12 protein-coding genes are annotated in these 13488 nt (G+C 63.4%); 6 read left to right on the forward strand and 6 right to left on the reverse strand.

The annotated features are described in order from the left end of the window. Window positions 1-286 precede the first annotated feature (286 nt). The 4 genes from RX328_RS33245 to hpaR form a co-directional block, all read right to left on the reverse strand. Complete coding sequence (locus tag RX328_RS33245; protein WP_213255780.1) at window positions 287-1813, reverse strand: UxaA family hydrolase; 1527 nt, start codon at window positions 1811-1813, stop codon at window positions 287-289. Between the two features lie 151 nt (window positions 1814-1964). Further along, the gene (locus RX328_RS33250) at window positions 1965-2744 is read right to left on the reverse strand and encodes an HpcH/HpaI aldolase family protein (protein WP_213255778.1); all 780 of its coding nucleotides are present in this window, start codon (window positions 2742-2744) and stop codon (window positions 1965-1967) included. 149 nt (window positions 2745-2893) lie between these two features. Next, the gene (locus tag RX328_RS33255) at window positions 2894-3979 is read right to left on the reverse strand and encodes a malate/lactate/ureidoglycolate dehydrogenase (protein ID WP_213255776.1); all 1086 of its coding nucleotides are present in this window, start codon (window positions 3977-3979) and stop codon (window positions 2894-2896) included. Window positions 3980-4189: 210 nt separating this feature from the next. Next, window positions 4190-4726 (reverse strand): homoprotocatechuate degradation operon regulator HpaR, encoded by a 537-nt coding sequence (hpaR, locus tag RX328_RS33260; protein ID WP_213255774.1) that lies wholly within the window; start codon window positions 4724-4726, stop codon window positions 4190-4192. A 148-nt stretch (window positions 4727-4874) separates the two neighbouring features. On the opposite strand from hpaR, the gene hpaH reads away from it, so the two are divergent. From hpaH to RX328_RS33290, 6 genes are all read left to right on the forward strand, one after another. After that, window positions 4875-5681: a 2-oxo-hept-4-ene-1,7-dioate hydratase gene (gene hpaH, locus RX328_RS33265; protein ID WP_213255772.1), complete on the forward strand. Its 807-nt coding sequence runs from the start codon at window positions 4875-4877 to the stop codon at window positions 5679-5681. Between the two features lie 29 nt (window positions 5682-5710). After that, window positions 5711-6109: a 5-carboxymethyl-2-hydroxymuconate Delta-isomerase gene (locus tag RX328_RS33270; protein ID WP_213255770.1), complete on the forward strand. Its 399-nt coding sequence runs from the start codon at window positions 5711-5713 to the stop codon at window positions 6107-6109. Further along, complete coding sequence (gene hpaE, locus RX328_RS33275; protein ID WP_213255768.1) at window positions 6102-7646, forward strand: 5-carboxymethyl-2-hydroxymuconate semialdehyde dehydrogenase; 1545 nt, start codon at window positions 6102-6104, stop codon at window positions 7644-7646. Before RX328_RS33270 ends, hpaE begins: the two co-directional genes overlap by 8 nt. 110 nt (window positions 7647-7756) lie before the next feature. After that, a complete protein-coding gene (gene hpaD / locus RX328_RS33280) occupies window positions 7757-8740 on the forward strand; it encodes a 3,4-dihydroxyphenylacetate 2,3-dioxygenase (RefSeq protein WP_213255766.1) in 984 nt (327 codons plus the stop codon). 4 nt (window positions 8741-8744) lie between these two features. Further along, on the forward strand, window positions 8745-9617 hold the full coding sequence (locus RX328_RS33285) for a fumarylacetoacetate hydrolase family protein (RefSeq protein ID WP_213255764.1): 873 nt from the start codon (window positions 8745-8747) through the stop codon (window positions 9615-9617). A 25-nt stretch (window positions 9618-9642) separates the two neighbouring features. Beyond that, window positions 9643-11271, forward strand: coding sequence for a thiamine pyrophosphate-dependent enzyme (locus RX328_RS33290; RefSeq protein WP_213255762.1), 1629 nt, complete (start codon window positions 9643-9645; stop codon window positions 11269-11271). 113 nt (window positions 11272-11384) lie between these two features. Here RX328_RS33290 and RX328_RS33295 read toward each other — a convergent pair whose 3' ends face one another. Both RX328_RS33295 and alkB read right to left on the reverse strand, forming a co-directional pair. Then, complete coding sequence (locus RX328_RS33295; RefSeq protein WP_213255754.1) at window positions 11385-12626, reverse strand: MFS transporter; 1242 nt, start codon at window positions 12624-12626, stop codon at window positions 11385-11387. Window positions 12627-12826: 200 nt separating this feature from the next. Continuing rightward, window positions 12827-13480 carry a DNA oxidative demethylase AlkB gene (gene alkB, locus RX328_RS33300; protein WP_213255786.1) on the reverse strand — a complete coding sequence of 218 codons (654 nt, stop codon included), beginning with the start codon at window positions 13478-13480 and terminating at the stop codon, window positions 12827-12829. Between the last annotated feature and the right edge of the window lie 8 nt (window positions 13481-13488).

Consider the following 13488-nt stretch of genomic DNA (forward strand, 5'->3'; position numbering starts at 1 on the left):
TGAAGGGCGACAGCCGCCGCGCTCGCGCTCATCCCTATCGGAAGGGCAATTAAGGTGTGATGGCAAATGGTCAGGAAACCAGGATCGAAACACTCCGACACGTCATCGCGCGTCACAGCGCGCCGCAATGATTGGAATTCGATCCGCGATCTCCATCAGGGCCCGCGGTCAATGGCCGCTTCTCGAGGCCGTATACATGACCGCTCCCCGATCCATTGCCGAAGCACCAAAAAGCCCTTGCCGAGAGGGGGCCGTCCATACATGACGTTGAGCAGCGTGCCTCCACTCACATCGTAGCTCCAAGGACCCACGGCGCGAATTCGGCGCCGCCGAAGTCAAAACTCTCGCTCTTGGTCGGCTGGCCGGATGCCGTTTTCAGCATCAGCTCGAAAATGCGCTGGCCGCATTGCTGCACGGTTTCCTCGCCGTCGAGAATGGTGCCGCAATTGACGTCCATATCGTCTTCCATTCGCTTGTACATCGGCGTGTTGGTGGCGAGCTTGATCGAGGGCGCCGGCTTGCAGCCGAACACGCTGCCGCGGCCCGTGGTGAAGCAGACGAGGTTGGCGCCGCCAGCCACTTGGCCCGTGGCCGCGACAGGGTCGTAGCCGGGCGTATCCATGAAGACAAAGCCCTTCTTGGTGATGGGCTCAGCATAGTTGAGCACGTCGACCAGATTGGTGCTGCCGGCCTTCGCCATCGCGCCCAGGGATTTCTCAAGGATCGTGGTGAGGCCGCCGGCTTTGTTGCCGGGGCTCGGATTGGCATTCATCTCGGCGCCTTCGCGCCTGGTGTACTCTTCCCACCAGCGCATAAGGCCGACGAGTTTTTCGCCAACCTCGCGGCTGACCGCGCGGCGGGTCAGGAGATGCTCGGCGCCATAGGTTTCCGGCGTCTCCGAAAGGATCACCGTACCGCCGTGGCGCACCAGCAGGTCGCTCGCCGCACCCAGCGCCGGATTGGCCGATACGCCGGAGTAACCGTCGGAGCCACCGCATTGCAGCGCCACCGTCAATTCGCTGGCCGGCACCGGCTCGCGCTTTACTTTATTAGCGTCGGTCAGCGCCTCCTTCACGAATGCGACGCCAGCCTCCACCGTCTTGCGGGTGCCGCCGACTTCCTGGATATCCATCGCGCGCAAACGTCCCGCGAGCTTCTGCTCCTCCATCAGCCCGCCGATCTGGTTGACCTCGCAGCCGAGCCCCAGCACGATCACGTGGGAGAAATTCGCATGCCGCGCGTAGCCGCCGAGCGTCCGCCGCAACAATGCCAGCGGTTCGTTCTGCGTCATGCCGCAGCCGGTCTTGTGGGTCAGCGCCACCACACCGTCGACATTCGGAAAATCCGCCAGCGGGTTATCGCCAGTAAATGGATTCTTCTTGAACATGTCGGCGACGATGCCGGCGACATGGGCGCTGCAATTCACCGAGGTGAGGATGCCGATATAGTTGCGTGTCGCCACGCGGCCGTCGGCGCGGCGAATGCCATCGAACGTCGCGGGCAGATCGAAGTTCGGCACCGGCTTGACGTCGACGCCGAACGCATAATCCTTGGCGAAGTCGCCCATGCCGCAGTTTTGCGTATGCACGTGCTGCCCCGGCGCGATTGGCGCTGTGGCAAAGCCGATGATCTGGCCGTAGCGGCGCACCGCCTCGCCTACGGCAATCGGCTTGATCGCGACCTTGTGGCCGGCCGGAATGCGCTCGACCGTAGTGACCCCATCGGTCACCAGCATGCCCGGCGGCAGGCTCGCGCGCGCGATCAGTACGCCGTCGTCAGGATGCAGGCGGATCACGGGTGCCGGGGTGGTCATGGGGTGTCTCCTTGACTGTATCGTGCCCCGGATGCTGCGCAGCGCGAAGCGGTGCGCTGCTGATCCGGGGCCCATGCGCCGCTGCTTTCAGTTGGGTCCCGGCTCTGCGGAGCAGCGTTACACGCTGCACCGCGTCCGGGACACGAGGGCTTTACGCCTTACCGCCAGAATCCTTCCTCGTCTGATTCACCTGCATCTTGGCGTAGGTCATCATCAACCCGCTCTCGTTCGACAGCGTCACGAGCTTGAAGCCCATGTTGATGGCGCGCACCGCGCCCTCGGCGCCGGAGCAGTGGATGCCGGGATTGAGGCCGCGCTTGCCGCATTCCTTGACGATCTTCTCATAGATCTTGAGGATCTCCGGCTCGTCGCGATCGAGCTTCGGCACCAGGCCGTAGGAGAAGCCGAGGTCAGATGGGCCGATATAGACGCCGTCGATGCCCTCGACATCGAGGATCGATTCCATATTCTCGACCGCGGTCCTGGTTTCCATCATCGGCAGCAGCACGATCTCGTCATTCGCCGTCTGCTGGTAGCTGCCGGCCGAACCGTACATGCCGGAGCGGATCGGGCCGTTCGAGCGCGTGCCCTTCGGCGGATACTTCGCGTACTGGACGAGGTCCTTCGCCTCCTGCGGGGTGTTGATCATCGGGCAGATCACGCCATAGGCCCCGCCGTCGAGCACCTTGCCGATGATGCCGGGCTCGTTCCAGGGCACGCGGACCATCGGTGTGACGGGGTGGCCGTTCATCGCCTGAAAGCACTGGACCATCGAGAGGTAATCCTGCACGCCATGCTGCATGTCGACGGTGACACTGTCGAAGCCGCATTGCGCGATCACTTCGGCCGAGAAGCCTGAGGGGATCGCGAGCCACGCGTTCACCACGGCCTTACCCGAGGCCCATACCTTCTTGACGTTGTTGGTTGCCACTCTCTAGTCCTCCTGTTGATCTAACATTTCATCATTGCGAGGAGCGAAGCGACGAAGCAATCCAGCTTGCTTGTGGCTCATGGATTGCTTCGCGGAGCCTGTCATCGGGCGGCGCTCGCGCCGACTCGTTGGCTCGCAATGACGGATAATCATGATGTTGCCCGCTGAATGGCGGCTTCGCTGACGCCGACCTCGCGGGCGGTGTTGACGATCGCAGCCCAAGTGTCATCAGGCAGCGGTACGCCGTTCTTGGTACGCTCGGCGCGCATCTTGCGTTCGGGGTCACCGGGGACCAGCACGGATTCGACGCCGGCGATCGGCTTGGTCTCGCGGATGAAGTCGGTATAGCGCGAGATTTCGGCGTCGAAATAATCGGTCGTGTCGATCACCTTGGGATCGATATAGAAGGCGAGCATGCCGTTGGCGAACTGCCGGCCACCCGAGGTGGCGCCGGTGCCGGTCAGCGCACCACCGAGCAGTTCGCAGATGAACGCCAGCCCCGAACCCTTGTGCTCGCCGAACGCGCGGATCGCGCCCGTGCCTTTGGTATGGTCGCGTGGCCCGTCGGGGGTGTAGGGACCATAGAGCACAGCCGGATCTTCGCTCAGCGTTCCGTCTTGATCGACGAGCGCGCCGGTCGGCAATTTCTTGCCGCCGCGGCTTGCGACCAGCACCTTGCCTTCGGCAACGATCGAGGTGGCAAAGTCGAGCACGATTGGGTCCTGACCCTGGCGCGGAATGCCGACGCAGTAAGGCGCGGTCGAGAGCCGCTTCTGAACGCCGCCGTAAGGCGCCACCAGCAGCGAGCCGGCCGCGTTGACGAAGTGCACCGATACCAGCCCTTCGGCAGCAGCCATCTCAGCCCAGTCGCCGACGCGGCCGATATGGCCGGCATTGCGCAGCGCGATCGCCGACAGCCCCGCCTTCTTGCACTTCTCGATGCCGGTCCGCACCGCGAATGGCGTCACGGTCTGGCCATAGCCGAATTTGCCGTCGACCACGGCGAGCGACGGGGTGTCAACGACGATCTCGGGGGTCTGGTTGGGAACGACGTTGCCTGTCTTTTTCCAGCGGATATAGACCGGAACCCGGATCACGCCGTGGCTGTCATGGCCGGTGAGATTGGCTGTCGTGAGATAAGTGGCGATGCGCCTTGCTTCCTCGGGCGAGGATTCCGAATGCGAAAAAACCTCAGCGACGAAGTCGATCAGATTGTTGACTTTTATTATGACCATGTCCGGAGTTTAGCCCTGTCCTTGCACGGGAAAGCCTGCGTTTGAGCAGCTACCCCCGTGACTCCCGCACCGGTTTTGATGACCTGCTTGGTCGGCACTTTGAACGAAAAATCGCGCGCGTGTCTACCGCCTCGGTCGCATTTGACAAATGATTGCAATCATTTGCCCGGCCGCTATGCATCGGGCCAGTAGCATCATGCAAATTTGCGCTTACTCGTCAGCTTCGGCCTCGCCCTCACCCGCAACTTCCATCGCGGCAAGGCTGCGCTCGAGTTCGCCCAGCATGTCCTGCAATTCGGCGAGCTTGCGCGCGCCGAAACGGTGCGTGATCTCGGCGTAGATTGCTTCCGAGGTCGGCGCGACCGCCTCGATCAGCTTCAAGCCCTTGGATGAGATCGACACCTCGCCGCGGCGCAAATCCGCCTTGGCCGTGCGGCGCTCGATCAGATCGCGCCCCTCAAGGTCGCGCAGGATGCGCGACAGGCTCGGCCCCAGCAGGAAGGCGACGCGCGCCAGCTCCGTCACCTCGATGGTATCCACCGCCGTCAGCGCGCGCAGGATCCGCCATTGCTGCTCGGTCAGCCCGTGATTGCGCAAGGACGGACGGAACTGGCGCATCACCGCCTCGCGCGCGCGTAAGAGCGACATCGGCAGCGAACGCGAGAATTCGCGCATCGGCGTGCGGCGGGCCTCCGTCGTTCCCTCCTGGTCCGAACGCGATCCGTTCGGTGATTTCTTGCCTGACATTCTTCAGTGGCCCGCCATCGGGGAATCCTCGATCGAGGCAAGGATAGAGTTTTGCGGCGCAACAAGCATCAAATCAGTTTGCGCCGGATAACTTAACATGTTAAACAAATTTCAGCACCCGCTTTTTTGCTGATCGAGCCGGACGCCCATGGCCCTTTCCAGAGAGAATATTCGAAGCGCCGCCGAGCGGCTCGATGCTGCCGAAAAGACCCGCAAACAGATCCGGCAGCTTTCGCTTGAACATCCCGGCATAACGATCGAGGATGCCTACGCTATTCAAAAAGCTTGGGTCGAGATGAAGGTCGCGCAGGGGCGCGCCGTGAAGGGCCACAAGATCGGCCTGACCTCGAAGGCAATGCAGAGCGCGCTCAATATTGACGAGCCTGACTCCGGCATCCTGCTCGATGACATGTTCTTTGCCGACGGCGGGCTTGTGCCCTCCGATCGTTTCATCGGCACCCGCGTCGAGGCCGAACTCGCCTTCGTGATGAAGTCGCGGCTGTCCGGACCTGACTGCACGATGTTCGACGTGCTCAACGCCACCGACTTCGTCGTGCCGGCGCTGGAAATTCTGGATACGCGGGTCGAGCGGATCGATCCGCAGACCAAGGCGACCCGGAAGATTTTCGACACCATCGCCGACAATGCCGCGAATGCCGGCATCGTGCTCGGCGGCCGCCCGATCCGGCCGATGGACACCGACCTGCGCTGGATCGGCGCGCTCTGTTTCCGTAACGGTCAGCTTGAAGAGACCGGGCTTGCGGCCGGCGTCCTCAATCATCCCGCCACATCGGTGGCCTGGCTGGCCAACAAGATCGCGCCGAATGGGCTAGCGCTAGAGGCCGGGCAAGTGGTGCTGGCGGGCTCGTTCATCCGCCCGATCGAAACCCGCAAGGGTGACACGATCCAGGCGGACTATGGACCTTACGGCTCGGTGAGTTGCTACTTCGCTTGACGCTTTAAGAGAGCGGGAGTCATCGGAACATGCCGCACTTCACGATTGAATATTCAGCCAATCTCGATGGACGCGTCGATATGGCCGCGGTCGTTGAACTCGTCCGCAAGGCGGCGGTCGAGGCCGGTATATTCCCGCTCGGAGGTATTCGCGTCCGCGCAATCAAATGCGAGCACTACGCGATCGCCGATGGCCGCCAGAACTACGCCTTTCTCGACATGGTGTTGCGGCTTGGCGAAGGCCGCGATCTCGCCACCCGCAAGACGGCCGGCGAGCATATTTTCAAGGTCCTGTCGGCCTATCTTGATCCGGTATTCGCGAACCAAAAGTTCGCACTGTCGTTCGACATGCAGATCAACGACAAGGAAACAAGCTGGAAACGCAACAACATCCACGAAGCTCTGAAGGTGGAGACGATCAATGGATAAGGTGACACCTAAGGACACGTTTCAGGCCAACCGCGACCGTGTGGCTCCCCTGCTCGCCAAGCTGAAGAGCGAAGGCATCGGGCACATGATCGACGGCAAGACTGTGCCGTCGGTCTCCGGCCAGACATTTGAGACGAAGTCCCCGGTCGATGGCGCGGTGCTGGCTACGGTCGCCCGCGGCAACGCCGAAGACATTGACCGCGCCGCAACCGCGGCCGCGACGGCCTTCAAATCCTGGCGCGAGATGCCGGCAGCCGCGCGGAAGAAATTGCTGCATCGCGTCGCCGACGCGATCGAGGACCACGCCGACAATATCGCGGTGCTGGAATGCATCGACACCGGCCAGGCCTACCGCTTCATGGCCAAGGCCGCGATCCGGGCGGCGGAAAACTTCCGCTTCTTTGCCGATAAGTGCGGCGAAGCCCGGGACGGCCTCAACATGCCCTCCGAGGAGCACTGGAACATCTCGACCCGGGTGCCGATCGGCCCGGTCGGCGTGATCACGCCGTGGAACACGCCGTTCATGCTGTCGACCTGGAAGATCGCGCCAGCGCTGGCCGCGGGCTGTACGGTCGTACACAAGCCGGCGGAATGGTCGCCTGTCACCGCGGACCTGCTGGCGAAGCTTGCGAAACAGGCGGGCCTGCCGGACGGCGTGCTCAACACCGTGCATGGCATGGGTGAGGAGGCCGGCAAAGCGCTGACCGAGCATCCCGCGATCAAGGCGATCGGCTTTGTCGGCGAGAGTTCGACCGGTTCCGCGATTATGGCGCAGGGCGCCCCTACGCTGAAGCGCGTGCATTTCGAACTCGGTGGCAAGAACCCTGTGATCGTGTTCGACGACGCCGATCTCGACCGCGCGCTGGATGCCGTCGTCTTCATGATCTATTCGCTCAACGGCGAGCGCTGCACTTCGTCGAGCCGACTGCTGGTCCAGCAAGGTATCGCCGATGAGTTCATCGAAAAGCTCGCCGCGCGGGTGAAGGCACTGAAGGTCGGGCATCCGCTCGACCCTGCCACCGAAATCGGGCCGCTGATCCACGAACGGCATCTCGCCAAAGTCTGCAGCTATTTCGAGGTCGCCCGGAAGGACGGCGCCACCATCGCGATCGGCGGCAACCCGCATGACGGCCCCGGCGGCGGGCATTACGTGCAGCCGACGCTCGTCACCGGCGGGCACTCAAAAATGCGGGTGGCGCAGGAGGAAGTGTTCGGCCCGTTCCTGACCGTGATCCCGTTCAGGGATGAGAAAGACGCCATCGAGATCGCCAACGGCGTGCAATACGGCCTGACCGGCTACGTCTGGACTGGGGACATGGGCCGCGCGCTGCGTGTTGCTGATGCGCTCGAAGCCGGCATGATCTGGCTCAATTCCGAAAACGTCCGCCATCTACCGACCCCGTTCGGCGGCATGAAAGCGTCGGGCATCGGCCGCGACGGCGGCGATTATTCGTTCGACTTCTACATGGAAACCAAACACGTCTCGCTCGCGCGCGGGACGCACAAGATTCAGAGACTCGGCCTGCCCTCATCCTGAGGAGCGGGCGCAAGCCCGCGTCTCGAAGGATGGGCCACTGGCCTCATGGTTCGAGACGGCGCTTCGCACCTCCTCACCATGAGGGTCAACCACTCAGGACTGGAAACCACATGCCCGTTCCGACACACACATTCACCCCGCCGTTCAACATCATCCGCTGCAGCCACGCCGTGCTCGATGTGGTCGATCTCGGCAAGAGCCGCGCCTTCTACGAAACCACCGTCGGCCTCCACGTCGAGGATAGTGACGACAAGGCGGTGTACCTGCGCGGCAGCGAAGAGCATCAGCATCACTCGCTGGTACTGCGGAAGGCCCCAGCTCCAGCCTGCAATCGGCTCGGCTTCAAGGTCGGCAATGACGGCGATCTCGACAAGGCAGCGACTTTCTTTTCCGAGAACGGCATCCCTTACGCCTTCGCCGATCAGCCGTTCCAGGGCCGCACCCTGCAGTTCACCGATGCCGCCGGCTTCCAACTCGAGCTCTATGCGTCGATGGACAAGCGCCCGCATCTGCTGCGGCGCTACGATCTCTACAAGGGTTGTCATCCGCAGCGGCTCGATCATTTCAACGTCTTCGCGCCCGAGGTTCAGGGCACCATCGATTTCTATGCGCGGCTCGGCTTCCGGCTGACCGAATATGGCGAGGAAGATGGCCCGAACGGGCGGATCGCGGCGGCCTGGATGCACCGCAAGGGCAACGTCCATGACCTCGCCATCACCAACGGCCGCGGTCCTCGCCTGCATCATTTTGCCTATTGGGTGCCGACAGCGATGAACGTGCTGCATCTCTGCGACGTCATGGCTTCAAGCGGATATCTGAAGAACATCGAGCGCGGCCCGGGCCGCCACGGCATCTCGAATGCATTCTTCCTCTATGTCCGGGATCCGGACGGCCACCGGCTCGAACTCTACACCAGCGATTACTTCACCGGCGATCACGACCACGAGCCGCTGCGTTGGTCGCTGAAGGACCCGCGCCGGCAAACGCTGTGGGGCGCGCCGGCGCCGCGCTCCTGGTTCGAGGAGGGTTCGCCCTTTACGGGGCAAGAGGTGCGCGATCCGCTCTTCGTCGCCGACGTCACGATTGCGGATTGATCGGATGGCCCCTCCCCGTCTCGCTACCTTCACCGTCAACGGCACGCTGAAATACGGCGCCGTGACCGACGCCGGCATCGTCGATCTCTCGGCGCTCTTCGCAAAGGAATATCCGACGCTGCGCGAGGTCATCGCAGCCGGCGCATTGATGAAACTCGCCGAGGACGCGGCGCGCCGCTCGCCGGACCATGCGCTGGATGCGATCAATTGGCAGCCGCCGATCCCCGCGCCGGAAAAAATTATCTGCATCGGCGTCAACTACCCCGACCGCAACGCCGAATACAAGGACGGCCAGGACGCGCCGAAATATCCGAGCATGTTCATGCGGACACCGCGCTCCTTTGTCGGCCACAACGCGCCGCTGGTCCGCCCGCGCGCCTCGGCGCAACTCGACTACGAGGGCGAGCTGGTGCTTGTGATCGGCAAGGCCGGACGGCACATCAAGGAGAGCGACGCACTGGACCACATCGCAGCCATCACGCTCTGCAACGAAGGCACCATCCGCGACTGGGTGCGGCACGCCAAATTCAACGTCACCCAGGGCAAGAATTTCGATTCCACCGGCAGCCTCGGCCCCTGGCTCGTGCCCTACACCGATGAAAGCCAGATTGCGGACATTCGTCTCACCACGAAAGTCAATGGCGAGACGCGGCAGGACGACCGCACCGGCCGGTTGATCTTCGGCTTCCGATACCTGATCAACTATCTGTCGACCTTCACCACGCTGGTGCCGGGCGACGTCATCGTGACGGGAACGCCGACCGGCGCCGGCGCGCGGTTCGATCCGCCGCGCTATCTGAAGCCCGGCGACGTCATCGAGATTGAAGCCGAGGGCGTCGGTGTGCTCAAAAACGACGTCATCGACGAAGCCGGATAAATCCTGAGAAGCGAGTGGAAATAGCATGACTTCAACTTCGGGCGGCGAAGCGATCGTCAATGGCCTTGTCGCGCACGGCGTCGACACGGTATTCGGCCTGCCGGGCGCGCAGATCTACGGTCTATTCGACGCCTTCCATCAGGCGCAGTTGAAGGTGATCGGCGTGCGGCATGAACAAGCCTGTGGCTACATGGCCTTCGGCTATGCACGCTCGTCGGGCAAGCCGGGCGTGTTCAGCGTGGTGCCTGGCCCGGGCGTACTCAACGCGAGCGCGGCGCTGCTCACCGCATTCGGCTGCAACGAGCCGGTGCTCTGCCTGACCGGACAGGTGCCGACGGCGTTTCTCGGCAAGGGCCGCGGCCATCTGCACGAGATGCCGGACCAGCTTGCGACGCTGCGCACGTTTGTGAAATGGGCCGAGCGGATCGAATATCCCGACGCGGCGCCCGCCGCGGTGTCGCGCGCGTTTCAGGAGATGATGTCGGGTCGCCGCGGTCCGGTGTCCCTGGAAATGCCGTGGGACACCTTTACGCAGCGCGCGCAAGTCGGCGCGTCAGCCGTGTTCGACCCCTTCCCGCCGCCGCAGCCGGATCCCGACCGGATCAAAGCGGCAGCGGCGTTGATCAAGGACAGCAAGCGCCCGATGATCTTCGTCGGCAGCGGCGCGATCCATGCGCGCGAGGAAATTCTCGAACTCGCCGAAATGATCGATGCGCCTGTCGTGGCGTTCCGCAGCGGCCGCGGCATTGTCTCCAATGCGCACGAGCTCGGGCTGACGATGGCGGCGGCCTACAAGCTCTGGCCGAACACCGATCTGATGATCGGGATCGGCACGCGCATGGAGTTGCCGGCCTCGGGATTCCGCTGGCCATACCAGCCGAAGGGACTGAAATCCGTTCGCATCGATATCGATCCGGCCGAGATGCGCCGGCTCACATCCGATGCCGCCGTGGTCGCGGATGCGAAAGCTGGCACGGCCGATCTCGTGGCTGCTGTGAAGAAGGCTGGCTATAGCAGGACCAGCGGCCGGCGCGCCGAAATCGACGAAGCCACCGCGGCGGCGCAGCAGGAGATCCAGAAGGTGCAGCCGCAGATGGCCTATCTGAACATCCTGCGCGAGGTACTGCCTGATAATGCGATCGTCACCGACGAGCTATCGCAGGTGGGCTTCGCCTCCTGGTACGGCTTTCCAATCTACGAGCCACGCACCTTCATCACCTCGGGTTATCAGGGCACGCTCGGCTCGGGTTTCCCCACTGCGCTCGGCGCCAAGGTCGCCAATCCGCAGCGGCCGGTGGTCGCGATCACCGGCGATGGCGGCTTCATGTTCGGCGTGCAGGAACTGTCGACCGCGGTGCAATTCAAGATCGGCGTTGTGACACTGGTGTTTAATAACAACGCCTATGGCAACGTGCGCCGCGACCAGCGCCAGCATTTTGACGGACGCGTCGTGGCGTCCGACCTGGTCAATCCGGATTTCGTGAAGCTCGCCGAATCCTTCGGCGCGGGAGCTGCGCGGGTGACTTCGCCGGATCAGTTCCGGCCCGCGCTGGAGAAGGCGCTGGCCGACGGCGGCCCATATGTGATCTCAGTCGAGGTGCCGACGGATTCGGAAGTCTCGCCGTGGACGTTTATTCATCCGCCGAAGCCGTAAGCGAAACACCGTCGTTCCGCGGCGATGCGAAGCATCGAACTATGATGCGCAATTGCGCATCTGAGAACCTCGAGATTCCGGGTTCAATGCTTCGCATCGCCCCGGAATGACGACTAAACTCCCCTCTCCTTCGCCGCACCCCGCTGCATCCGCGACGCCGCGATCACCAATAACCCCGCCCCTGCAACCGACCAGCACGCCACCGGCGCCCACTGCAACAGCGGCGCATATTCCGGCAGCTTCTGCAGGCCGCCGGCGACCGCCGCCATTCGCACAAAGGTCGCAAGCGCCAGCGCGGAGAACACCAGCCCCACCACCTTGCCCTCGGCGCCGGTCTCGCCAATCGCCAGTGCCGCTGAAACCGCGGCCATCAGCATGCAGCCCCACGCAGCACCAGCGACGAACTGCGCCGCGATCAGCATGTTGAGATTGCCGGCCATCTCCGCGCCCAGTACGGCGAGCGCACCGAGCAGGCCGGCCGCGCCCATCACGATCAGCCCGCCACGGTGCTTGACCACGACGCTTGCCGGAAACATCGCGATGTTGAAGCCGATCCAGAACACCGGCATCAGCCATGGCAATTCGTCCGGCTTGGCAAAGCGCAGGAAGAACGGCGTGCTGTTGATGGAAAAATGCAATTGGTAGCCGAGCGAGAGGATGACCATCGAAGCGATGAAGAACATCGGCACCGGGCCGAGCGATTTTGCAGGCGCCGCAGGCTGTTTCGCGACCGGTGGCGCCTGCGCCAGATCGCGCTCGACCTTCGAGAGCGCCAGGGTGGTGAGCAGCAATACCACGCCCGAGATCACGAAGGGCAGCCGCGGGTCGTGGTTACGCAGCACCACGCCGAGATAGGGCGAGACAGCGCCCGCCAGGCCGTAGCCGAGCATCGTCAGCGCCGACAAAAACGGAATCGCCGGCCGCGCGGCGTATTTGCCTAACAGCGTCAGTGGCGGCGCGCGCAAGGCCGACGACGTCACGACCCACACAAGAATCAGGACGATGAACCAGACCTGTGCACCCGGCCCCGTACCCGCCACGAACGGCAGCGCGACAAAGGCCGCGCAGGAGATCGCGGTCAGGGCGCCGACGAACACGCCGAGTTTGCCGACGAACGGCACGATCCTGTCGGCGGCGATTCCCATCGCGGTGTCGGTGACGGTGAAGATCGCCTGATCCAGCATCAGGATCAGGATCACGGCCGTCGGCGCAATGCCGACATCGGCGCAGAGTTTTGGCAGGTAGATGACGTAAGTTGTCCAGCCCAGCGTGAACACCAGTTGCAGCACGGCGAGATAGACGCCGGTGCTATTAGCACTGGTGGCGGTGTCGGACTTTGCTTCTGTGGTGGTCATGTCGGCCCCCCCGGCGGAGAGAGCATAGACCACGGGAAAGCTCGATGGAACGCCTCTTCCCTTCTCCCCTTGTGGGAGAAGGTGCCTTCGCGAAAGCGAAGGCGGATGAGGGGTCTCTATCCGCGGAGGCAGACCCCTCATCCGTCTCGCTGCCGCTTCGCGTCAGCGATCCACCTTCTCCCACAAGGGGGGAAGGAAGATCACCGCGCTTTCCGAAAGGTCAGGTTGATGCGCTGGCGCCCCATCACGGCATGCTCGCCGTCGGCGAGCGGCGCCACGCCGTGAAAGAACAGCCGTGACGGCCCGCCCCAGACCACGACGTCGCCATGCTCCAGACGGTAACGGCGCGGCTTATCGGCCCGCTTTGCACCGCCGAACAAGAAGATCGCGGGCAACCCAAGCGACGCCGACACGATCGGCGCGGCAAAATCCTGCTCGTCCCTGTCCTGATGCAGCGACATCCGTGCGCCGGGCGCGTAGCGGTTTATCAGGCAGGCGTCGGGCTCGAAGCCGGCAAAGCCGGCCTCGGCAGCCGCCTGCTCCGCAATTGCGCGAAACGTCGGCGGCATCTCCGGCCAAGGCTGGCCGGAATTCGGATCAATGCCGTCATAGCGATAACCGCTGCGGTCGGTCACCCAACCGGCACTGCCGCAATTGGTCATGGCGACCGACATCTGGTGGCCACCAGGCGTAAACATGCGGCGGAATGGCGCTCGCGCGATGATCTCGCGCAACGCCGCGACCACTTCGTTTTCGAAGGGCTTCGTATATCCGCGCAGCAATACCGCGCCCTCCGCCATCGCTTCGCGCGATGGGCGCAGATCCGGCACGGCCTCGAACAAATCCGCAGTCAATTCAGTCC

Origin of the sequence: Bradyrhizobium sp. sBnM-33 (assembly GCF_032917945.1) — a bacterium.
Lineage (GTDB): Bacteria > Pseudomonadota > Alphaproteobacteria > Rhizobiales > Xanthobacteraceae > Bradyrhizobium.